Genomic DNA, 22,719 nt, shown 5'->3' on the forward strand with positions numbered 1-22,719 from the left:
CGATCCGATGCTCCGTCTTACGCGAAAGCCGGTTCGGTGACGAGGTGGGCCTCGAACTACGGTCGATCAACGGCAGCCCTGCCCGGTACCTGTCGGCCCACCGCTTCACCGTCGCGGGCGAGCACTGGAACCGTTCCGCCGCCCGCCGCAACGACCAGCCCTGTTCCACGACGAGAACAGCAAGACGACGACGCCCTTCCGGTGTCAAGGGTGCGTTAGCGTGAGTCACGAAGACCTCCGTGGTCAGGAGAGTGAGTGTGGTAACCCACATCCTGCCCGGAGGTCTTCGCTACCTCACCCGTTCACAACCTCCCGGGGAAGTACAACTAGACCACCTTTCAGAGGGGCGCACCGTCCCATGAGAGGCGGGTAGGCGGATCGACCACACTCTCTAAGCCTCGATCCACCGATGAGCCTTCGGCGGGTGGCGTCGGCGTGATGGGCGCGGCGTGATCGGCTGCGGGCAGGGGTGAGTTCCGGGCGTCTCATCCCGGTTGTCCACTTCGTTCTCGGTCGTGCCGCTGGTGGCGGCGGTGGTCAGCTGGCCGCGGCCGGTGGTGGTGGTGCGTGCGTCGCGGTGAAGAGTCGGTCGAACGCGGTCTGCCAGGGCCAGGCGTCCGGCAGGTGCAGGATGATGCGGCGCGCCGTCCGTGCCAGTCGTGCCGGCACTGAGATGAGGGTGCGGCGAATCGTCGCGGTCGTTGCTCGGGCGAGCCGCCCGCCTTGGTCGGCGATGAGTCCAGCGGCGCGAGTGAGGTTGAATGCGATCACGGCGAGGACGAGCCATGCGCTGTTCGCGGTGAACACTCCCGAGGGCAGGTGAGCGAGCGGGCCCGCCTTCAGGTCGGCGTGAACTTGCTCGATGATCGCGTGCCCGCGGTGGGTCTTGTCCGCCGCGACGGTTCCCATTGTCTGCTTGTCGGTGGTGGTGAAGAACGCGTGGTGCCGGTAGCTGTCGAACAAGGTCGGCTGCTCGACCTGCTTGGGGTTCAGGTCTGGGATCCGTCGGACCACCAGTCGTCCTTCAACCCGTTCGGCGATCTTCCGGGAACGGAACGCGACGAAGGGCACCTCGGCGACCTCGGCCTTCGAGATCCACCGGCCCGTGACCTCGTCACGGATCGCGTTCGGGTACTCGATCGTCTCCCACCCGTCCTCGGGGATCGTCGCGATCGCCGTCTTCACCGCGGGGTCCATCCGAACGGTGACGGACACGTCCGCGCCGGCCTTGATCGCGGTGCCGATGGTGGCGTGGCCGTAGAACGCGGAGTCCGCCCGCAGCAACGGCCGAACACTGCTGCCCAGGTCCATGCGGCGAAGCGTGGCGAGGGTGTCGGCGACGATCCTGGCCGCGCCTTTCGGGGAACCGGTCTTCCCCTGCCGCAACCGCTGGGCGAGGATCACCGGCGCTGAGGTCGTCGTCGACGCTGTCGCGACGAGGGCGTTGAGGCCGCGGACGCCGGAGTACCCGAACGACGCTCCCTGCTTCTGGTACCCGTGGACCTCGATGATCGTGTCGTCCACGTCGACCATCACCCGCTCACCGTCCCGGATCTGCAGCAGCGGCGCGGCCGATGCGAGGTTCACCAGCGTCCGTGAGGCGACGGCATCGAGCTGGCGGACGTGCCCGAACCGGAACTCCCGCAGGAACGAGCCCAGCGTCGACGGTGCATACGTCCGATCGAACAACCGGCCCATCCCGCCATGACGCAGCAGATTCATGTCGTCGATCGAGTCCGCGCCAGCGAGCATCCCCGCGACCAGCGCCATCACCTTGCCGCCGGCGTTCGCACCCTTGTCCGTCGGGACGCTCAATCGCGACCGCGCGAGCTCATCAAGCCCCGCAGAACGGGCAAGACGGAGCATCGGGACCAGCCCCGCGACCGACACGAGATTCGGATCATCGAACACAGCCGACACGGCAACGGGAGCATGCTTGAATTGCACCTACGAGACGCCTCTCAGATCGGCAGAAATCGAACCCTAGACAAGCTCTATTCTCCCTGGTCAGAGGGGCATTTCTGCGTTACGATGCCAACTCAGCAAGCCTCCCCATCGGTGGATCGAGGCTAAGGCCGCCGGCACACTGACGATCGATGGCTCGAAGGTACCGATGGGATCGACACTGGCGACGCCCCTCCACACGGAACGCCCGTTCGTTCCATGAACGACCGTCCATGAGACAGTCCCGGCGCTCGAGCTGCGGATCGGCGTGTCGTGTCTCATGGCCCGTGTCCGAGACCTATGGACCGCGAGGCACGTTGGCGGTACATTCGGGTCATGGCTTCGATCGGATACGCGCGCGTCTCGACCCGGGAGCAGAACCCGGACGGGCAGACAGACCTGCTCGCCGCCGCGGGGTGCGAGAAGGTGTTCGTCGAGCACGCCTCGGGTGTGCTGGCCAAGCGACCCGCGCTCGACGACGCTCTGGACTACCTGCGCTCAGGTGACACCCTCGTGGTGACCAAGCTCGACCGGCTCGGGCGGTCGGTGCGCAACCTCAAGGAAGTCGTCGAGAGCCTCCAGCAGCGAGGCATCGGTCTGAAGGCACTGTCTCAGGGCATCGACACCACGACACCGGGTGGCCGTCTGTTCTTCCACATGCTCGCCGCGATCGCCGAGTTCGAGCATGACCTGATCGTCGAGCGCACCCAGGACGGTCTTGCCGCTGCCCGGGCCCGAGGTCGCAAGGGCGGGGGCCGGTTCAAGATGACGGCGACCAAGGCGCGCCAGGCCCGGGCGATGTACGACGAGAAGTCCTACACGGTCCAGCAGATCGCTGCGACGTTCGGGGTCTCGCGCGGCACGATCTACCGCCACCTCGCCGAAGACGCACGGCCGATGTGAGGTGAGGGGACGTGCCGGCGCGGTGGGAGGTCTCAGACAAGATCGCTCTCCTGCATCGCCACGACGACGGTGTCCCATGGACACGGCTGGCAGCCGAGTCGGGTGTCCCGCTGCGCACCCTCTCGCGCTGGGCGCGCGCCTACCGGTCTGACCCCACCTCGCACGGCCTCGCTCGGCGCCAACGCAGCGACCATGGCCGGCGCCGCATCCCAGCAGAGCTGATCGAGGTAGTCGAAGCTCTCGCCCTGGCAAAGCCGGCTCCGACAGTGGCGTTCATCCACCGGCGCGTGGCCGGCATCGCACACGATCGCGGCTTGGCGGCCCCCAGCTACTCCGGCGTCCGGGGCCTCGTCGCCGGAATCGATCCTGGGCTGCGCGCTCTGGCCGAGCACGGGGGCGCGGGATACCGGGACAGGTTCGAGCTGGTGCTGCGGCGCTCGGCCGAGCGACCCAACGAGCAGTGGCAGGTCGACCACACTCTCCTGGACGTGGCGATCCTCGACGCCATGGGAACCCAGGTGCGCCCCTGGCTGACCGTGGTCCTGGACGACTACTCCCGCGCCGTGGCCGGCTACACCCTCTTCCTCGGCGCACCTTCAGCCGAGCAGACGGCGCTCGCCCTGCACCAGGCCGTCAACGCCAAGGCGAACCCGGGGTGGCCGGTCTGTGGGCTGCCAGAGGTCCTCTACAGCGACCACGGTTCGGACTTCACCTCCGCTCGCCTCGAGCAGGTCTGCCTGGACACCCACATCCGGCTGATCCACTCCCGAGTCGGGGTCCCCCAGGGTCGAGGGAAGATCGAACGGTTCTACCGGACCCTCACCACCGAGCTCCTGCCGCACCTGCCCGGGTACATCCCGCACGGTACCAACGGCGCACCGGTCACGACCCCGGCACTGACGCTCGAGGACCTCGACGCGATCCTCGAGCAGTACATCGTCGCCGAGTACAACACCCGCCCCCACTCCCAGACTCACCAGGAGCCGACCGACCGGTGGAGCGCGAGCGGCTTCATCCCGCGCAGCCCCGCCCACCCCGAGGATCTCGACCTGCTCCTGCTCACCGCGGCCACCACCCGCAAGGTTCAGCGCGACGGCATCCAGTTCGCCTCGACTCGCTACCTGTCCACGGTCCTGGCCGCCTACGTCGGCGAGCAGGTCACCGTCCGTTTCAACCCGCGCGACGTCGGGGAGATCCGCGTGTACTTCAACGACGAGTTCTTGTGCCGGGCGATCGCCCCCGAGCTGTCTGCCGAGTCGATCTCCCTGGACCAGCTCCAAGCCGCCCGTCGCCAGCGCCGCCGCGACCTCAAGGACCAGCTCCGCCAACACCGCACCCTCGCCAACGCCCTCCCGGGCGATACCCGTTACACCCCACCAGCAGTCAGCACCGACGACACAGCACCGCTACCGGCTCCTGAGCCCCGACCACGACATGGACTGCGTCTGTATGCCACCGACTAACAAGCTCTCCGTGCTCGGCAAAGACGACGACGGCCGGCGGTTCCTCACCGGCACCTTCGACGAGGTCAACTCCGCCGCCCCGCACCCACACCCGGTCCCGTCCTTCCACAGCACCCGCGAGCACCGTCGGTTCACCGAGTTCGCCGCCACCGTGCGTACCCACCGCTACATCGGACTGTGCTGGGGCCCACCCGGGATAGGCAAGACGCTCTCAGCCCGCCACTACGCCGGCGTCGACGCCTGGGAGCAGTGGCAGTCCGTGGTCGCCGACACCGTCGGACCCGTACCGCCGCGCGTCCTAGAAGCACGCACCGCGTTCTACACACCCACGGTGGCCGCCACCGTCAAGCAGATCGACCAAGGCCTACCCCGAGCCTGCCAAGCGATCTCCTACGCGATCGACTACGCCGAGCTCGGCCTCGTCGACCCCTACCTCTACGACGCCTCACGCTCCTCCGGGCGCACCGAGCTCCTCATCATCGACGAAGCCGACAGGCTCAAGAGCACCGGCCTCGAGCAAGTCCGCGACTACTACGACCGCCACCACATGGGCGTCATCCTCATCGGCATGCCCGGCATCGAAAAGCGCCTCGCTCGCTACCCCCAGCTCTATAGCCGCATCGGCTTCGCCCACGAGTACCGGCCCCTCGGCGCCGACGAGCTCACCGCTGTCCTCACAGCGCGCCTACCCCCGCAGCACCACACCGACCACGACCCGATCGCGCACGCCACCGCCCTAGCCACCATCGCCCGCATCACAGCCGGCAACTTCCGACTCCTCGATCGCCTGACCACCCAGATCGAACGCATCCAGACCATCAACGACCTCCACACCCTCACCCCAGAGCTCGTCGACGCCGCAAGAGAAGCTCTCCTCATCGGCCACTGACCGCTACCAGAAGCACGCCACCAAGCGATGCGATCTACAGATGGCGGGACTGTCAGATGAACGGTGTGTGAGGCCCGGTGGGTTTCATTGGTTGGTCTTCTCAAATCGTCAGTGGACGGTGCTGCGGTGGCCGACCTTCAGGGCGAGGATGACCAGCGTCGTGTCCTCAATATGGAACAGGATCCGGCTAGTTGTTGCGGGTCATGACGTTGTAGTCGCCGATTCGGTAGCGTCGCTGGCTGGATCGATTGATGGTCAGTCCAGGACTCCGTGTCCGAGGACCTGGCAGTGCGGCGATGTCGCATGCTGCGCGACATGTCGGGGACGACGCCCGTGCCGATTGTGTGGCGGTAGCGGGCCTGGTGGTGCGGGGATGAGCGCTGCGTGCGGAAGAGTTCACAGCACGAGTGCCGTCCCTGCTCCTCCAGCGCGCCCAGCCCGGCGGTGTGCTTGCATATTTGGAGTTGGCTGAGGCATTAGATGGTGGGCAGGGCTGGTGCTCGTGAGTTGCAGCAGATACAGCTCGTTCTCATGGCTTATCTGTTAGGGGGTCAGCCCCTGCAGTGGGCAAGTGAGGTGAGTGTTCTGGAGATAGTTGGTGATCCCTGGGTGGGGTTGCCGGTGATGAGGTCTTGGACGTCGGTGAATTGGGTACCAGCGCACCAGCCGGCGATGGAGTAGGCCAGCGACTCTCGGACCCAGTGCTCGTCCAGTGCTGCTGGGGTGCTCAATCTGCGGCTGAGGTTCAGGCCTACGGTTGGTCGTGTCGTGGCTCGTGCTTGCTCGGGTACGAGGCCTTGGGTCATCTTGTTGGTGAGGCGGATGGTTCTCGGTAGCGGTGTGGACGGGTCGGCCTGCTGGTAGACGGTCCGTATGGTGTGGGCGGCAGCAGGCAGGTAGGCCCTGTTGGGTTCGGTGGTACACACCGTTACCTGTTCGTGAGGAACAGCCATGCATGCGGTGTAGCCGTACTCGGCTGAGAGCTCGTTGTCGATGCCGTTGTCGGCGAGGCGGGGCAGGGGCAGCAGGGCGATCATTGACAGCACCAGACACAGGGGAGCCAGCCATATCCTCCGGCTCAGGTTGCCGATGGCGGCTCCGACGAGTGCCCCAGCTATCACCATCATCATGGCTGCCAGCGTGCGTCCTGATCCGGCCATTACCTCGTGGACCATCACCCGAGCGGGGATGCCGTGACCGAGGGGATCGAGGGCAGCGGCCGCGGTGAGCACCAGAACGGGGATGCCGGTTCCCGTCACGGCGATGAGTGCCGCGATGGTGAGGGTGCGACTCGCCACTGCCATCGGCTGGCGTGTCGACAGTCTCTCCCAGATGACCAGCGCGCTTCGCCATCGTGTCTGCCCGCACACGACCCCAGTCATCATCGATACTCCTACAGGGATGAAGACGACTGATGGTAAGTCCTTGGAGAGCAGCAGGCGGGGGCTTCCACCCCAGGCTGAGATGTTGGACAGCAGCGTCCACCCGGTGAGCACGGCGATGAGTGCTGCTAGGGGAACCGCGAGGGTGGCTCGTGTGAAGCCGCGGGTGAGCAGACTGGTACGGCGCTGGACGGTTGAGTTCTGAGGCCGGACGGTTTCGGCAGAACGTGGTGCCGGCCAGTGCTGTGGGTGGTGGCCCGCCACGTCGATCCTGATGTCGGCGAGCAGGACAACGACTCCCGTCATCGCCAGTGCCAGGCACACGGGCACACTGAGGTCGGGGGCGCCCCCGTACATGTGTAGGACGCCGGGGGCGCGCAGTGCACCCCAGGTGCTGTCGGTCGCAGACGGGTACAGCGGCCAGGAGAACATCTGCGATGCCAACGCGGCTGCCATCGGGGCCACCCACATGGCGACCGGGGGGAGTACTGCAAGGCTGATCAGTCCGAGCCCGACCAGGCCCAAGATGTCGCGGAACACCGCAAGACTCCCGAAGTCGCCGACATGGGTTGGATAGCTCCCCAGCGAGACCACCAAGGCCACGAGAAGGACGATGAGCAGCAGCCCGACCCGCCGGCCCGTCAGGGACCGCGGTGCGACCTTGTCGATCTCGGTCTCGAAGGTGAACAGGAACATCAATGGCAGTGCCGTCACCGCCGCGATCCACAAGGTGGCGACCTCGACGGTCCCCCCATCGGTATCCACGCCGAGTGTGACCATGGCGGTGACCGCGAATGCGCTGACCACGGCGATGGCTGTGATCAGTGGAATGTGGTGATGGCGCAGCCACAACCCGATCCCGCGGGTCATCGGCTGACCATCGCGAGGTACTTGCTCCTCACCGCGTCAAGATCGCGGGAGACCGTGAAACTGCTGAAGCTCTCATCGGTGATGAAATGGCCGGAGTCCATGATGGTCACGGTCTCGGCGATGTCGATGATGTCCTCGACGATATGGGTCGAGACAATGGTTATGGCATCACGAGAAACCTGACCCAGCACCGAGGCGAGTTCGGCACGCTGAGCCACGTCCAGCCCCGCCGACGGTTCATCCAGTACTAACAGGTTGGGTGAGCCGACCAGTGCCGATCCGATCCCGAGGCGCCGGCGCATCCCGCCAGACAGTGAGCCGACCCTGTCGTCTGCACGCGCATCAAGGTCAACGACGTCCAGTATCCGGGAGATCTCACCAGACTCGTCGGGGGAGGGGATCCGGTGCAGCCAGCACATGTATGCCAGGTGCTCACGGACCGTGAACCTCGACTTCCTGAGGTTCTCCTGCGGGCAGTAACCCAGGCGCGTGCGGATCCGGTCGCCCCTCAAACCGTCCAACTCCACAGTCCCGGAGGTCGGACGCCGAATGGTGGCCACAGTGGTCAGGAGCGAGGACTTGCCCGCACCATTGGGGCCCAGTAGTGCGTGGAAACCGGGTCCCAAAGACCATGACACGTGATCTACCGCGACTCGGCGGCGGTATCTGACCGACACATCGGTGACTGTCAATCTCATAGCGATCTCCCCTCAGATCATGCCGTGGCCCGAACGGCCCGAGGCCCCGCACAAGTAGTGTGCGGGGCCTCGGGGAGATCGGCTCATTTCACCTCGAATGTCCAGCTATTAGCATGCCCCACCAAACAGGTCACACTGGTGTAGGACTTGGGTTTGGTCCACGGTGAGGTTCGGTCAGGAGCATTCCGGCAGTCCGCACGGATCCTGAACTGGCCAGTGCCTCCAGAGCAGGTTCCGACCACCGCTCGGCCGCTTTCACGGGCGCCGCATCCCGTTGGTGTGGCCATTGCAATACTCGGAGACGATACTGCAAATCCGATAAAAGCTGCGGCGGAAATTCCCAATGCCCCTAGTCTTGTGATGATTCGTTTCCCTATTATGGTTCTCCTTTGACCCATACGAATTTTCGATCACAAAGTCATTATCAATTGACTTCTAAATCAGGGTACTCCACGAGAGTTCGACCGGTCAAGAGTGTGAAACGCGAGAGTTCTCTGGCTCTTCGGCTTGCGGTTGGGCTGGGGTGATGAGAGCTCGTCGGCTCCGTAAGGACCGATGAGTAGGACTGGTTGATCAATCTGCCGCTGGACCAAGATGAGGAACCGGTGGCCTGATTCGCCCCCACTGGTTCGGCGTTCACCAGGGCGCCGGACCTCTGGCCGTCCGTGCAGTTACCAGAGCCCGGGTTGGTCGCGGTCCAGGGCAGACAGACCCGCTGCGATCGCGGAGTTGAGGTCTTGGCCCTGACGGGCTGCTGCGCGGAGTGCTTCGGCCCGGGCGCGGGCTCCACGGGTGTCGTTGAGGGGCGAGCCTGGCGTGCCGGCCCGGGCCTGGTACTCGGCCCTGTTCGTGGCGTCCGTACCGGATCGTAGGTGGGCTGGGTTCACGCATGTCGGGTTGTCGCAGTCATGGGAGAGAAGTCGGGGGACGGGCTGGCCCGGGTAGGTGGCCGCCCAGGCGAGTCGGTGGGCGATGACGACCCGGTCATCGCGGACCCAGAACCGGCCATGTCCGCGTCCTGAGATGGCCCCGGTCCAGATCCAGCACGCGGTGCCGGCCAGGCGGCGAACATGGGACCAGAACCGTGCCATCACCGCCGGATCATCGGCGGCACGGATCAGTAGCTCAGAGGTCGGGCTGCGCCGCGTCATCATCGTCCACCGACTCGTCGGCCGCGTCGGTCTGGGGGGCGGCGTCGAGGAGATCGGGGCCCTCGGCCGCCGGCGCTGGAGTCGGCGTCGGGGTCGGCGGCTCGGAGGGCACCAGGGACAACGTCTCGTTGAGGTGGCGGATGGTGATTCCGAGGCGTTCGGCGGTCTCGGACTTGGTCACTGCGTAGCGGTCGATCATCTGGTGTGCGGCCCGGCCGGCGTCGCGGCGGACCGCCGTCTCCTCGGCCTGCTGCTCGGCGGCCAGCGCCGCCCGCCTGTCGTCGTACTTGTGGCCGATCGACTCGATCCGCGCGTCGGCGTCGAGGTAGGCCGCGGCGAGTTCCACCAGGTGCTGCTCGCGTTCCAGAAATCTTGCCGCGCGTTCGGTGGCCGCCCGCCTGGCAGCCACCGACCGTGATGTTCTCGTGACCATCTCATCCCCCTAACACCGTGGGCTCCCCCGCCCCTCTGGTGTCCTCATTGTCGCACGCGACCCGCCCCGGCGGAACCCTGCTCGACCGTCGTCGGTTGAGCCCGCCGCACCGCACGGTATCGGGTGGGCCGGGGCCCCGGCCGGTGGCCGAGTGGGGCCAGTAGTCGGTGTCGAAAACGTCGGCCGCCGCTGCGCGGGGCCGGCGGCGTCTTGTGGACAGCCGGACTGACAAGAGAGGTCCGCCTGCCCACAGGCCACCGCAGTCTGCGACCAGCACCGTTGCGTGCCCATCATGGGCCGGCAGGTGGGCCGGGACGGCTGCTCCTGCGGACCAGCCCTCCCGGGGTCGAACTGTCGCTCAGACCGCACAGGATCATCGAAGCATTGAGGGCAGTTTCAGAGACACACTTAGTGCATTCTTTGGCCATCGGCGGTCGAGCGGGTGTGTTCTGGCCGTCGCGGGCGTATCATCTTGGCGTGGGAATGTCGCTGAGCAAGCTGTCGGCAGGCGACGGTTACCGGTACCTCATGGACCAGACCGTCTCCGCTGACAGGCTGCGCTCGCAAGGCGGTTCCCTGGAGGACTACTACGTGAAGTCCGGATGCCCTGACGGGGTGTGGGTCGGCCAGGGCATCGGCGATCTGGGTGTGTCGGGGACGATCTCCCAGCAGCAGATGGCCTCCCTGTTCGGGGAGGGTATGCACCCCGATACCAGGGCGATCATCGCCGAGATTCTGGCCGGTGGGAAGGGCGCCTCCCAGGCGATCAGAGCAGCCCAGTTGGGCCGCCCGTTCTCCACCTATACGGGTCAGGATGAGCGGCTTGCCGGTGCCATGCGCTTCCAGATGCAGCAGGCCCGTGCCGCAGTGGGACGCGACCTCACCGGCGTCGAGAAGCAGGCCGCGGCACAGCGTGCCACCGACCGGTTTCTGGCCGGGCGGCCAGGCGGCGAGACGGGCCGGGTGGTGCGTCCGGCCCGCCAGCCGGTGGCCGGCTACGACATGACGTTCTCGGTGCCCAAGAGCTACTCGATTGCCTGGGGACTCGGCGACGACCGGATGCGCCAGATGGTCGAGGGATGGCAGGAGACGGCGATCGCTGAGACCCTGCGCTATGTCGAGGACCAGGCGCTGTTCACCCGCCGTGGGGCCGACGGGATCGCCACTTTGGAGGCTGGCGGTCTGGTGGCCGCCCGGTTCCGCCACTGGGATTCGCGGGACGGTGACCCGCAGTTGCACGACCATGTGGCGATCGTCAACCGCGTGTTGGGTTCTGACGGGCGGTGGCGGACCATCGACGGTGCCCACCTGTACAAGTGGAAGGTCGCCGCCTCCGAGTTCTACAACCGTGTGTTGGCCGAACAGGCCCACGCCGCAGGGTTCGCGACACGGCTGCGGGACCCGGGCTCCCACAAGCAGCCGGTGGTCGAACTGGCCGGTGTCACCGACGCCCAGATCGCTGCGTTCTCCACCCGCCGGGGTGCGATCAGCGCCCGCACCGCTGCTCTGGTGGAGCGCTACCGGGCCGACCATCACCGGGCCCCCTCCAGGGCGGTCCGCTACCAGCTGGCCCAGCAGGCCACCTTGGAGACCAGACAGCCGAAGCAGCGCCCCGACACCCTGGACCAGATGCGGGCCCGGTGGGCCGGCCGGGGGGTGCCGGCACCAGTACTGGTACCCCTGTCGCCGGCCGGGCGACCGGCCATCGACGTCGAGGGGATCGCCGGGCGGATCATCGACCAGGTGTCACGGGAACGCTCCACATGGGAGAGGTCCCACGTGGAGGCGGCCGTGCACCGGTGGGCCAGTCAACAGCCGGCCACCGTGGCGCCCGAGCGTCGCGACCAGATCCTGTCGGCCGCCCTGGCCGACCACAGTGTGGCCATCACCCCGGCCTCGGCGGCACCACCAGTCCCCCACGATCGGGGCCGACCAGACGACCAGCAACGGTTCCTGAGATCCGATGGGACCAGCGTCTACGTCAAGCCTCACTGGACCCGCTACACCAGCCCTGCGGTGCTGGCCGCCGAGGACCGAATCCTCGCCGCGTCCGGCGACCTGGTCGTCGGGGCCATCACCGGGAAGGCGATGGAAGCGGCGGTCGCCGCGGCCCCTTCATGGATGGACGCCGACGGTCTGGCGTTCGCCCGGACCCTGGGCCAGTCTGACCGGCTGCTGAGTGTGGGGATCGGGCCGGCCGGCACTGGAAAGACCACTGCGATGGCGGTGATGGCCGACGCCGCCCACCGGTCGGGGGTCCGCGTTCACGCCCTGGCGGTCGCCGCCCGGACTGCCGCCGACCTGGGTGAGGGGATCGGCGCCGACACCACGATGAGCCTGGCCGCCTGGACCCATGGCGGCTGCGAACGGTCCGGCCTGGGGGTCGGGGATCTCATCGTCATCGACGAGGCCGGGATGGTGGCCACCGCCGACCTCGACCAGGTCATCGCCCAGGCTCGGGATGGTGGCGCCCAGGTCGTGGCTGTCGGCGACGACCGGCAGCTCGGCCCTGTCGGTGCCGGGGGTGCGCTGTCACTGGTCGCCTCGCAGACCGGGGCGGCCCGCCTGAGTGTGGCGCACCGTTTCGAGGCCGCCGACGAGGCGGTGGCCTCGCTGAACTTGCGCGACGGCGACGGCTCCTGGTATGTGGAGGCCGGCCGGGTGGCCGGCGGTGACCGGGCGACGATGATGGCCCAGGCCGTGGAGGCATGGGCCTATGACCGGTTCGCCGGCGGGCACACCAGCCTGCTGATCGCCGACACCCGAGACGACGTCGACCACCTCAACCAGGCCGCCCAGACCTGGCTGGTCGACCACCAGCTGCTGGCCGGCGACCGGCCCACCCTCACCCTGGCCAACGAGTCGCAGGCCGGGGTCGGCGACGACATCATCACGCTGGCCAACGACCGGACCCTGATCGCCACCGACGGCGCCACGACCGTGAAGAACCGGATGCGGTGGACCGTCAGTGCCATCGGCGCCGACGGCGGGCTGCGCGCCATCGACGCCGGCGGCCGCCACGTCGACCTGCCCCCCAGTTACGTGGCCGCACACGTCGAGTTGGGCTACGCCTCGACCAACCACGGCGCCCAGGGAATGACCGTCGACACCGCCCACTACATCAGCGCCGGAACCGGGACCCGGGCCGCGGTCTACCCGGCGATGACCCGCGGGCGGACCAGCAACCGGGCCTGGATCACCACGGCCCGCGACGAGGTTGAGGCGGCCGGCATGTTCCAGGCGATGGTGGCCCGGGCCCCCGAACCCGCCTCGGCCCACCAGATGATCGCCGCCGAATGGGCCGGCGCCGACCGGCCCGCCGACATCATCCGTGCGGCCCGCGACATGGCCAACTCCTACGACGCGCTGCGCTTCACCATCGCCTTGAACCAGGCCGGCCTGCCCTTGAAGGGAGACCCGGGACGGGCCCAGGTCTACAGCCAGCTGAGGGCCGGGGAATCCCTCGGCCTGTCCAGCCAGCGGCTCATCGGACTGGCGGCCGCCGACCTGGACCCGGCCAGGAAGCCCGGGGCCCTGGAGGTCGCCGCGATCATGGCCGGCCACCTCGATCGGGCCCGCCAGATCGCCGGGCAGCCGGCCGGCGAGCCCGATCGCCGGCTGGCCAGCATGTCGGACCCCGACCTGGACCGCTACGCCGCCCAGATCGCCGACCAGCTCACAGCGGCCCAGACGGCGCTGGCCAGGGCCACAGGCCAGCTGTCGGCCGATCCGCGTCCGGTCACCCTGCCCGACGGCACGGTGAGGCCCTCCTGGGCCGAACGGGCCCTGGGACGCCGCGACGACACCACCCTGGCCGGCCAGCTGGACGCGGTGACCGCCCACCAGCACGGCCTGGCCCGCCTGACGGCTGCCACCCAGGCCGGGTTGGACCAGGCCCGCGCCGCCTGGGCGCAGGTCAACCAGCCCGGCCGCCGGCGCACCCCGCAGGCCGCCGTGATCGCCGCCCAGGTCAATCAGGCCCGCACCACCCTGGCGGGCCTGGACACCGTCTCCCAGCAGCTGGACGCTCACCGCCGCCAGCTGGAGGCCGAGGCCGGCCTGCGCCAGGCCATGACCCCGGCAGACCGGGCCACCGAGGCCCTTCAACGCACCGCCGCCGGCGCACAGACCACCGTGGCGCTCATCGCCGGGCGCCAGGACCACCTCCGCCAGATCGAGACTGCCGGCCCCGACCTGGCAGCAGCCCAGATGGCCGCCGGCCAGATCGGCGCCGAGAAGACGATCCGCGACCACACCCCCGACCTTCGGCTGGCCGCCCGGCCCCGATGGGACCACTACACCCCCATCGCCGGCGACCCGTACCTACCCGCCGCCCACGGCGCCACCATCACCGCATGGCAACAGTTCATCGACACCCGGCTGCGCCAGGTCGGGGCCGCGATCGCGATCAGCGATCAGCGGCCCGCATGGACCACCACACTGGGCCGGCTGCCCGACCCGACCGCCGAGAGTGACCTGCGGGCCCGCTGGGAGAGTCTGGCCGGCCGGATCGACGCCTACCGCGACCTGACCGGCTGGACCCATCCCGACCGGCCCCTGCCACCCCCAGGCCAGGCACACACCGCCCTGCCCACCGACACCACCGTGGACCTGCACACCCTGCGAGCAGCCATCACCGACCTGCGACGCGACCTCGACCGGCCCGTCGAGCCGGACCTACGGTTCCGGGCCGGCATGGACTCCAGGGCTGCGGCCCTGGAGGCCCGCGGCCTCGCACGAACCCCCGACACCGAGGCCGGCCACCAGCCCGACGCCACACCCTCGGGCCCCCGGACCGCAGAACCGGCCCACGGACCCCGTGACCGGGACCGGCGCACCCGCGAACCAGACCGGATGGGACAACCCGACCGCCAGCCGGCCCGCAACCCGGGCCGAGACGAGCCGGCCCGCCGCGACGACCGTGGCCGTGACGAGCGGCACCTATGAGGGCTCTTCGCAGATGAGGTGGTAGGCGGCGAGCGCGTCGGTGACTGGATGAGGGTCGAGGTCGCCCTGATGGTGGAGGTTCTCACACTGACCATCTGCCGGAAGACCTCGACCCCTACTCGGCTACCAACACCCCCTGCATGTCACGACCGCCTATCTACACCCTCGTTTGTGAAGAGCCCGACAACCTCGCCGCCGCGATCATCGACCGCCTGATCCACCACGGCCGGCTCCTGCGGTTCACCGGCTCCTCCTACCGCCTGGCCCACGCCCTGCTCCACGGTGACCAGACGGCCGGAAACACTGCTAAGACGGCCGGATTCATAGCGACGAAACAGCCGACATCGGCTTGACAAGACACAACCAGTCGGCGATCCAGCCTTTGACGGTTTTTACCGAGCGGTCGATTAGTTTCGCGACGATGATGATATCGATGTCTTCGAAGACGTAGAGGATCTTTTCGGATTTCATTCGTGGGAGTATGAACGTGTCGGGCCGCTTCTTCCAGTTCATCAGAACGGTCATCTTTTCGGCGGTGACTTCGATTCATGGAACAATGATGCGGTAGATTGCACCGTGCTGTCCACAGGTGCGAGCAACTATTTCGAAGAATCCAGGAGCGTTCGATTTTGACTAATCGCGGCTATATCGAAGATATACCCCTAGACTGGGTGACCCTGATTTGGCTCACATACACGCTTGTCAACGACTCGGAAGGTGCGTGAAATTGGACAAGGGCCCGTACTGTAAGCTTTCATCCCGCCTCCTCCGGAAGAGACTTTTGACACATCTACAAATCTATTGACATACGCACTTCGTCTATTCTTGAATCCCAAGACGCTCCATGATAGCTGCGACTTGTGAATACTGAACCGCTCCTCGCATAGCGAATTTAAGAAATGATTCAGTTATTCCAAGTTTTTCTTTATCAGAAGAATACTCATATAGCATTTCCAGCACTTCTAAGCACGTATAATCATATGACTTCTCAAGCGAATCAGAGATCCTCTGCTCTGCAAGCGGTAGAATTCCGTCAGTCAGAGCAGCCCGCACTCCGCCGACGATGGCACTGTCGGCAGCAGTCGGCGGAATCGTGCCTGCCGCAAGTTGTCCGAGAAGTTCCCACGACTCATCTTGTCCCCATTCCGTAGCGGAGTCCATTCCATCGAGTATTTCAGATACCAGTCCGATTGAACCATTCTTTAGAACTTGATTAGGAACGTACTGAGTTTCGAGCTGGTAGCGTCGTACATCAGCCTCTTTCCTGGATCCGGTCTGCATACGACGAACCATTTCATGGATATTCATCTTATCGCCCAGTCTCATCCGATTGAAAACGTGTAAGTGGATCAGGAAATGCACCTCGGCCGTAAGCAGGCTCACAATATGTTGCACATACTGGTATCTCTCTAAATGGTGCATTACCGCCATTTGGCCTATATGCTCGGGTAAATCTGATCTCGCTAGCGTTGCCGCCGAGGTTGCGTACTGCGCATGCTTCTGCGCACTCCTGAAGTGCCTTTGAGCTCTGCCCGACAGCCACTTCGCTAGTCCGTATGTTGTAGGCACCCACGACTGTCGCTGGCCGTTCTTTCCTCGCGACTGTTGTCAACCGCTGAAGTTCTGCATCTCGCGCGGCGTTGGCTCTCTGGAGCAGAGTACTCGCGTTGAAGGTTTGTGGTGAGGTGGGTGGTCCTCGGGAGACGATGCGGGCGACGGCGCGCCAAGGTTTGATCTTGGCGAGGGTAGTGATGGCCTTGAGGCCTGCCTTACCGCCTCCTCCGGGCAGGAACGAGGCGGCCACCTCAACCGCGATCGGCCCAGCATACTTGTAGGCCCACGACTTCCGATTGACGTGATGACGATTCTCCCATCTCGTCCACTTCGCCTGACTCTTCCGCGTCCACCGATTCGCCCGCGCCGTGTACGAGCGCGCGCCACTGCGATGAGTCACTCGATCAGCAACCCTCGCCGCACCCCGCACCACCGAATAAGCACCCCGCCGGATGTAATTCCACGCCCCCGCACCGGTATCCCTCACCGCATGCCACGTCTTGCGCGCCGCCGTCCTCACGGCCCGCTTCACCACCCGTGCGGCCTTGTGCACCACCGTCTTCACCTTGTTAACGGCCTTGTGCACCCACGCCGAGAAGCTCCACTCCCCCGCCGGATCGGAGAAGTTGATCGGATCGTCCGAGGTATACCCGTATCCGTTCAACGACAACGGATCCGTCTGATCCAGCACCGGATCCAGCGACAAGAACCGGCCGGTGACCGGATCGTAGAGCCGCGCGCCCGTCTGCGTGTATCCCGTCACCGGATCTGTCGCCAGGTTCAGGAACCCGTGATCTGTCGGCCACGGACCCTTCAACAAACCCAGCTGATTGCCGTACGGATCAGTCATCCGCCATGTCACCTGCGACAGATCGGCCCAGTCCACACTCGCCACACCCGTGCCCACCATGTCAGTGAACAGCGCCCGCAACCCCTGGTTCGTTCGCTCAGCCACCGTCCGGGCGCCGAACTCGTAGGACCGCACACCCGTCAACGCGCCACTGGCGCCCAGGTGGATCTCTGTATCCCCCGTGTACAGCACCGACTCATCGGTACCTGCGCGGATCAGCAGGTTCCCGTCGGCGTCATACACATAGCCTGTCGACTTCGCCGAGCTCCCCACCCCGACCGCTACCACCGAGACCCGCCCGGCAGCGTCCCATGACAGCTTCTGATCGGCACCGTTGCCCATCACACTGGTCGTGTTGCCCGCCGCGTCGTAGCCGTAGGACACCGTCTGAGAGGTGCCCGCAACCGGCGGAGTCGCCGAGGAGTCGGCGGTCAGCGTCGTGGCCGACGCCACCGCGTGCGCATGCCCCGCAGCACCTGCTGCATAGGTCGTGGTCTGAGACGGCTTCGTCGAGCCGGGAGTCTGGTGGATCGTCTGGCCGGTGCGCCGCCCGGCCGCATCGAACGACCACGACCGCCACATCGGCACCACTCCACCCACCGGGGATGAGTCCGCACCACTCGGCGCCTTGTCACAGGCGTCCTTGACGGTCCACGTGTCCGTCAGTCGGCCGAGGCCGTCGTAGGCGTAGCAGACATTGCGGACCGCCGGCGTCTGGTTGTAGTTCATCGCCGTTGAGGTGGCGGTGATTAATCCTGCCAGGTTGCGGGTGTATCTGGCGTCCACGATCTGGGGGCGGGCCGTCTGCCCATACAGAGAGGTTTCGTTGACCTGCAGGGTCTGCGGATCGTAGAAGGTCGAGTACACCAGCGAGTTGCCGGTTCGCCCGTAGGACTGAGCCTCCAGCCCGAGAGGGTTGTAGACCGTCTTGGCAACATAGGGATCGGAACCGGTCATCGAGTCAGCCAGCCCATCGGCGGTGTAGCCGTAGGTCAGGGTCTCGGCCGGCAGGCCCCCTGCTGCCGGAATGGTGCTGGTCGCCACATCGCCCGCAGCGGTGTAGGTGACATCGGATCGGTAGGTGCCGGCCAACTTGCCCCGGGATGCGGGGATGGACAACTCCGTGCCGGTCTGGCGGCCGTAGGCGTCATAGCCGGTGACCCGCTTGGTGTACGGGTTGGCCTGGTCGCCGTTGACATAGGAGGTCGACGAGGTGGGAAGGCCCTTGCGGAGGGTGTCATAGGTCCACGTGCCGACCAAGGTGTTGCTCGGCCCACTCCGGATCGCGGTCTTACGGCCGGCCTTGTCGTACTCGTAGGTCAGTGTCCCGGTATCACCTCGGGCGTCACGGGTCCTGGTGATCTCCCCGGCCAGGTCATAGGTCGTGGTGGAGGTTCCCGCGTCGGGATCGGTGGTCGAGACCTTGCGGCCGGCCATGTCATAGCCGAAGGTCCACTTCGCTCCGGTGGCGTCGGTCATCGAGGTCTGATTGCCAGCCGTGTCATAGCCGTAGGAGATCGCGATCGACTGGCCGCCAGAGACACTCGTCCCATCGGTGGTGGGCCGCTGGAGGTACTCTTGGTGCTTGACGAGTCGGCCCAGGGAGTCGGTGGTCTCGGTGGTGGCTGTGCCTCCGTCGGGAGGCAGCACGGTGATCTGGTTGCCGGAGCGCACCGTCTTGGTGGTCCGGGTCGCGGTCAGTCCCTTGTACTCCGTGGCAGTGGTCGGCAGTCCTGAGCCGTCATAGCTGGTGATCGTGCGCGAGTCGATCGCCGAATCAGCACCCGCCACGAGCGTGGTGGACGGGTCGCCGTCGGTGAACCAGTGATTGTTGGAGCGGGCCACCCATCCGTGGGAGTCGTAGAAGGTGTCGTTGACAACACGTCCGCCGCCTGCGGCGTGCGCTTGAGTCTGGATGGGCTGATCCATCGCGTCATAAAGGACCGTCGAGGCCACCGTCGCGGTTCCCGAGGGCACCGAGACCAGGCTTCGGGTAGTGACCGCCTCAGGGCCGTCCAGCCTGACCGTGTATGCCGTCGTCTGGGACGCAGGCCCGCTGCGCGGGAATCCCGGCGCCCAGGTGGAGGTGGCGCGCCCGAGCGCGTCATAGGCCGTCTCGGTGACGGCGCCGGTGCTGTCGGATTCTTTGACGAGGTTCCCCGAGATGTCCATCGTCTTGGTGTCGGAGATCCCCAGCGGATCGGTCGTCGTGATCTCGGTGACCGGGCCTGCGCTCGCCGGAGCGTACGTCGTGGTGGTGGTCCGTCCCGTCGTGTCGTCGGCGGTGGTGAAGACCGTGCTGCCGGTGATGCGCCCTAGCGCGTCATAACTGGTGGTGGTACGGGCATACTGGCCCGCCGCCACGGCGGTCTTCGACTCGGATTCGTCGCCGTAGGCGCCGGCCTGGCCAGCCGGTTTGCCGTCGTAGACCGACAGCTCCTCGCTAAGCAGGTTCCCGGTCGGAGCACCGGAGCTGGGGCAGGCCCCCGCGTAACTGGCCTCGCGGGCAGGCAGCTCGATGATGTTGGCGCTGGTGTTCTCCGCGTACGAGGTCACCTGGCAGGTGGCCGGCTGGCCGGTCGCGGTGTTGGTGACAGCCTCGGGACGTCCCTTGGAGTCATAGCGAGTCTCGGTAGCGGTCTGTTGGGATGTGCCTCCCGGCAGCTGGGTGACCGTGACCTCGCCGGTCTGGCCCATCCGTGTCGCGGTGAGTGCGCTCAGACCGGTCCTGGGCCTAGTCGCGGTGGTCGCCAGCACTTGGTAGTAGGAGTACTCGCTGGTGAGCAAGTCACCGCCTTCGCCCTTCCATGTGCGCGACTGGTACTCCTGGCCCTCGAACTCCGGGGAGTCGGTCAGGGTCTTGCCCTCGCCGTTGGTGACGGTCACCGAACGAGTACCGCCGGAACTCAGCTTGTCGCCGTTGAGGCCCCTCAGGTACCAGGAGGTGGACAGGGTGCGCTTGTCGGCAGCGCCGTTGGTGTTGACCTGAGAATCGCCGGTGAGAGTGTCGACCTGGGCGTAACCATGGAAGTGTCCCCACGTGCGTTCCGAGGCCTTGATGAGCTCGTTGTCGTCGTAGCCCCACACCGGGTTGCCGATATAGCGGTAGCTGGTGACGTGGTTGGGTGACAGCGCCCCAGGATCGGACTCGCGCACCTCGGTGACTAGATACTTGTGGAAGAAGTCGGTCTTCGGAGTCGTCTCGTAGGGCAGGGACCAGCGCACCGGGAAGCAGCGTCTGGCGTTGGCCGACAGGTTGTTGACATCGGGCACGCTGCTCGCCGTGCAGTCCGGGGCGGTGTAGGAGAGCTGGATCACACCGCCGTTCTCGTCGGTGATCTGGGAGATGCGCCACATGAGCATCGGCGGCATGCTGAGGTAGCCCTCGACGCGGTTAGCCATCAGCCGCCCGGTGAATCGGACGGGATTCTCTTTGATCGTCGTGCCGTCGACGCCGTAGCCGGTATGAGTGATCGACGACAGCCACAGGGCCTTGTCGCCCTGATCGGGATAGGTCTGCTCCAAGTCGTAGACATCGAGTGTCTTGGCCGTCCCTGCAGAGGCGACCTGGCTCGTGATCCGGGTGAGGCGCTTGCGCGACCAGAAGCTCGGGGACTCGTTGGCACACGTCCCGGTAGCGCTGCAGGACAGATCTGTGGGAGTGTCGGGCCAGTAGGCCGCATTGGCCGTGTTGAACTTCGAGGCGGCGCAGTCGAAGGAGGACGTGGTGAGGCACCTCTCCGCGGTGGTGAACAGCACCTTCGCGGTCGCGTCGGACAAGGTTGAGCCCACGTGGCGACGCCCGTACTCCGTGCGAGAGAGCACGCCGCCTCGGACATAGGGGACCAGAGTGGTCTTGTTCGCTTTGTAGTAGTTCGTCTCCGGGTCGTAGTAGTTCAGCATCGCGTTGCCGCGGGTGTCCTCGACATAGTCCAGATTCCACCGCCATGCCTGATCGCAGCGGGAACTCGCGAATCCGCTGGCCGAGTAGCACGGATCGCCGGCAGAGGCGCCGTAGACCGGCACCGTCCACGCGGACTGCGTCTTCGTGGCATCCCCGGGGGCCTGGCCGAGCCCGAAGTAGTACTTCGTGCCATCGGTCGTGGTGACCCGCCAATACTCTCCGCTGTGCGCGCCGTTGGAGGCTCCGGAGAGCTGTTCGACGAGGGTGCCATCATCGGACTTCGGATGCCACGCCCCGGTGGCCTTGTCGTGGACGAGTTCCGAGGAGTGGGAGCCGAAGCTCAGATGCACGCTGTCACCGCTCCAGCACAAGTCATCGGTCTTGCCGCCGTTGCCCGAGGGCAGTTGCGAGCAAGCCGTGTAGGTGCGCTCGATGAATCCGGGATCGTAGGACCAGCCCTGGCCGATCCAGCCGGGCTGGTTGTTGCTGGAGGCGATCCGTCCATCGACAGCCTGCGAGGAGTAGGCCAGGGAGATCCCAGGAGCCAGTCCGCCCTCGTTGTCCATCGAGGGCACCTCGATCGGGTAGGACCACGAGAAGTCTCCCGAACTGCCGCCGGCCGACCACAACGAGGACGAGGCCAACGGGCTGGCCTCATAGGACCCGTTAGAGCCCTTCGCCCCCGCTGTCACCGCCATGACGGAGGGGGTCTGAACCGTCGCCGACTCTGCGGTGACGGTCGCTGCCGGGAGATCGGCTGTCACGGTGTGATGTTGGGGATCGTTGACCGCACCGGTTACTGGACTCTGAACCTGGCACTGCGGCTTGTCCGGTGTCGTCAGCACGCATGCCGGCAGGCTCACCAAGTGCACCCGAGAGGCCCAGTCGCCCCCGGCCAGTTCCGCGTACTTGGAGTAGTCCACCCGGATCCCGGCGCGCGGAGTGGTCTTCTTCACCGGCTGCGCCGGCGCCGAGGCGCTGACCTGCAGCACGACACCCGTCACGCCTGCCGCGCGTGCCGCCTTCTGGTCGGCCACCGTGACCCTGGCCCGGCCCACGCCCTTGATCAAGGTTGCCGTGGCACCCACCTGCGTCCAGGATGACGGCTCCGTGACCGCGGAGACCTCGCCCGTCGTGGCGCTCGGCGTTCGGGTCGCCTCCAAGGCCGCGGTTCCGGCCGGGGCGGGGGCGCTGGGCGCCTCACCGCGGGTATCGGTGTGGGGGATCTTCTTCCACTGCTGGGCCGAGGGGGCCCAGTCCGTCGGCGCCGAAGGGGCGGCCTGCGCCGGTGGTGAGTCGGGGCCCGTAGTCATCCACAGCCCAGCGACAGCCGCTACGGCTACAGCCTTCCACACCATGCGTCTCATTGCCGGCTCCGTCCAGGTTCGGGCGAGGGTTGGGGCACGAACCTGGCTGCCAATGCCGGGATGTGTGGACTGAGTGAAGCTTCCCGGACTTCTGAGGAAAGTCATAGTTTCGAGAATCGGGTAGGATCACATCATGTCAGGATCGAAGTACAGTCCGGAGTTCAAGAACCAGGTCGTTCTTGAAGTCGTGGACAAGCATCGCACCATCAAAGCCGTAGCAGAATCATACAATCTTGTCGCTCAGACTGTCGGCGTATGGGTCAAGGAGTATCGCAAGAAGAATCCGGACCCGGAAACCGAGAACCTCACCAGTGCCGAGTCGGCCGAACTCGAACGGTTGAGGAAGGATCTCCGTGAGGCCCGG

Annotated in this window: 14 protein-coding genes; 5 read left to right on the forward strand and 9 right to left on the reverse strand. The window is 66.3% G+C overall.

Going from position 1 to position 22,719, the window contains the following annotated elements; genetic code table 11:
* The coding region (locus G554_RS17275; RefSeq protein ID WP_154654231.1) for a helix-turn-helix domain-containing protein at positions 1-229 on the reverse strand (229 nt) is incomplete at its 3' end.
* Positions 230-537: 308 nt separating this feature from the next.
* Positions 538-1,947, reverse strand: coding sequence for an IS1380 family transposase (locus G554_RS0108355; RefSeq protein ID WP_027587552.1), 1,410 nt, complete (start codon positions 1,945-1,947; stop codon positions 538-540).
* A gap of 333 nt (positions 1,948-2,280) precedes the next feature.
* On the opposite strand from G554_RS0108355, the gene G554_RS0108360 reads away from it, so the two are divergent.
* From G554_RS0108360 to G554_RS0108370, 3 genes are all read left to right on the forward strand, one after another.
* Complete coding sequence (locus G554_RS0108360) at positions 2,281-2,847, forward strand: recombinase family protein (protein WP_027587553.1); 567 nt, start codon at positions 2,281-2,283, stop codon at positions 2,845-2,847.
* Positions 2,848-3,134: 287 nt separating this feature from the next.
* Positions 3,135-4,310, forward strand: coding sequence for a Mu transposase C-terminal domain-containing protein (locus G554_RS0108365; protein ID WP_245570002.1), 1,176 nt, complete (start codon positions 3,135-3,137; stop codon positions 4,308-4,310).
* 10 nt (positions 4,311-4,320) lie between these two features.
* Positions 4,321-5,199: an AAA family ATPase gene (locus tag G554_RS0108370; RefSeq protein WP_211220447.1), complete on the forward strand. Its 879-nt coding sequence runs from the start codon at positions 4,321-4,323 to the stop codon at positions 5,197-5,199.
* Positions 5,200-5,750: 551 nt separating this feature from the next.
* On the opposite strand, the gene G554_RS0108375 is transcribed toward G554_RS0108370, so the two are convergent.
* The 4 genes from G554_RS0108375 to G554_RS0108390 form a co-directional block, all read right to left on the reverse strand.
* Positions 5,751-7,451: a hypothetical protein gene (locus G554_RS0108375; RefSeq protein ID WP_027587556.1), complete on the reverse strand. Its 1,701-nt coding sequence runs from the start codon at positions 7,449-7,451 to the stop codon at positions 5,751-5,753.
* The gene (locus G554_RS0108380; protein WP_245570003.1) at positions 7,448-8,089 is read right to left on the reverse strand and encodes an ATP-binding cassette domain-containing protein; all 642 of its coding nucleotides are present in this window, start codon (positions 8,087-8,089) and stop codon (positions 7,448-7,450) included. Before G554_RS0108380 ends, G554_RS0108375 begins: the two co-directional genes overlap by 4 nt.
* A 731-nt stretch (positions 8,090-8,820) precedes the next feature.
* A complete protein-coding gene (locus G554_RS15485) occupies positions 8,821-9,240 on the reverse strand; it encodes an HNH endonuclease (protein WP_245570004.1) in 420 nt (139 codons plus the stop codon).
* 34 nt (positions 9,241-9,274) lie between these two features.
* The gene (locus G554_RS0108390) at positions 9,275-9,733 is read right to left on the reverse strand and encodes a hypothetical protein (protein WP_154654232.1); all 459 of its coding nucleotides are present in this window, start codon (positions 9,731-9,733) and stop codon (positions 9,275-9,277) included.
* Between the two features lie 483 nt (positions 9,734-10,216).
* On the opposite strand from G554_RS0108390, the gene mobF reads away from it, so the two are divergent.
* On the forward strand, positions 10,217-14,680 hold the full coding sequence (gene mobF, locus G554_RS0108395) for a MobF family relaxase (RefSeq protein WP_027587559.1): 4,464 nt from the start codon (positions 10,217-10,219) through the stop codon (positions 14,678-14,680).
* 321 nt (positions 14,681-15,001) lie between these two features.
* Here the strand turns inward: mobF and G554_RS0108400 are convergent, their stop codons facing one another.
* From G554_RS0108400 to G554_RS15490, 3 genes are all read right to left on the reverse strand, one after another.
* The gene (locus G554_RS0108400; RefSeq protein ID WP_154654234.1) at positions 15,002-15,193 is read right to left on the reverse strand and encodes a hypothetical protein; all 192 of its coding nucleotides are present in this window, start codon (positions 15,191-15,193) and stop codon (positions 15,002-15,004) included.
* Positions 15,194-15,499: 306 nt separating this feature from the next.
* Positions 15,500-15,988, reverse strand: a complete 489-nt coding sequence (locus G554_RS17670; RefSeq protein ID WP_154654235.1) for a hypothetical protein — start codon at positions 15,986-15,988, stop codon at positions 15,500-15,502.
* A gap of 1 nt (position 15,989) precedes the next feature.
* Positions 15,990-22,301 (reverse strand): RHS repeat domain-containing protein, encoded by a 6,312-nt coding sequence (locus tag G554_RS15490; RefSeq protein ID WP_161626479.1) that lies wholly within the window; start codon positions 22,299-22,301, stop codon positions 15,990-15,992.
* Between the two features lie 187 nt (positions 22,302-22,488).
* On the opposite strand from G554_RS15490, the gene G554_RS0108410 reads away from it, so the two are divergent.
* A partial coding sequence (locus G554_RS0108410; RefSeq protein WP_027587561.1) for a transposase occupies positions 22,489-22,719 on the forward strand: 231 nt, incomplete at its 3' end.

Origin of the sequence: Acidipropionibacterium thoenii DSM 20276 (assembly GCF_000423445.1) — a bacterium.
Classification (GTDB): domain Bacteria; phylum Actinomycetota; class Actinomycetes; order Propionibacteriales; family Propionibacteriaceae; genus Acidipropionibacterium; species Acidipropionibacterium thoenii.

Coding starts and splice junctions, on each gene's coding strand:
- G554_RS0108360 (WP_027587553.1), top strand. CDS start 2,281: ATGGCTTCGATCGGATACGCGCGCGTCTCGACCCGGGAGCAGAACCCG.
- G554_RS0108375 (WP_027587556.1), bottom strand. CDS start 7,451: ATGACCCGCGGGATCGGGTTGTGGCTGCGCCATCACCACATTCCACTG.
- G554_RS15485 (WP_245570004.1), bottom strand. CDS start 9,240: ATGGCACGGTTCTGGTCCCATGTTCGCCGCCTGGCCGGCACCGCGTGC.
- G554_RS0108390 (WP_154654232.1), bottom strand. CDS start 9,733: ATGGTCACGAGAACATCACGGTCGGTGGCTGCCAGGCGGGCGGCCACC.
- mobF (WP_027587559.1), top strand. CDS start 10,217: ATGTCGCTGAGCAAGCTGTCGGCAGGCGACGGTTACCGGTACCTCATG.
- G554_RS0108400 (WP_154654234.1), bottom strand. CDS start 15,193: ATGAACTGGAAGAAGCGGCCCGACACGTTCATACTCCCACGAATGAAA.
- G554_RS17670 (WP_154654235.1), bottom strand. CDS start 15,988: ATGAATATCCATGAAATGGTTCGTCGTATGCAGACCGGATCCAGGAAA.
- G554_RS15490 (WP_161626479.1), bottom strand. CDS start 22,301: ATGACTACGGGCCCCGACTCACCACCGGCGCAGGCCGCCCCTTCGGCG.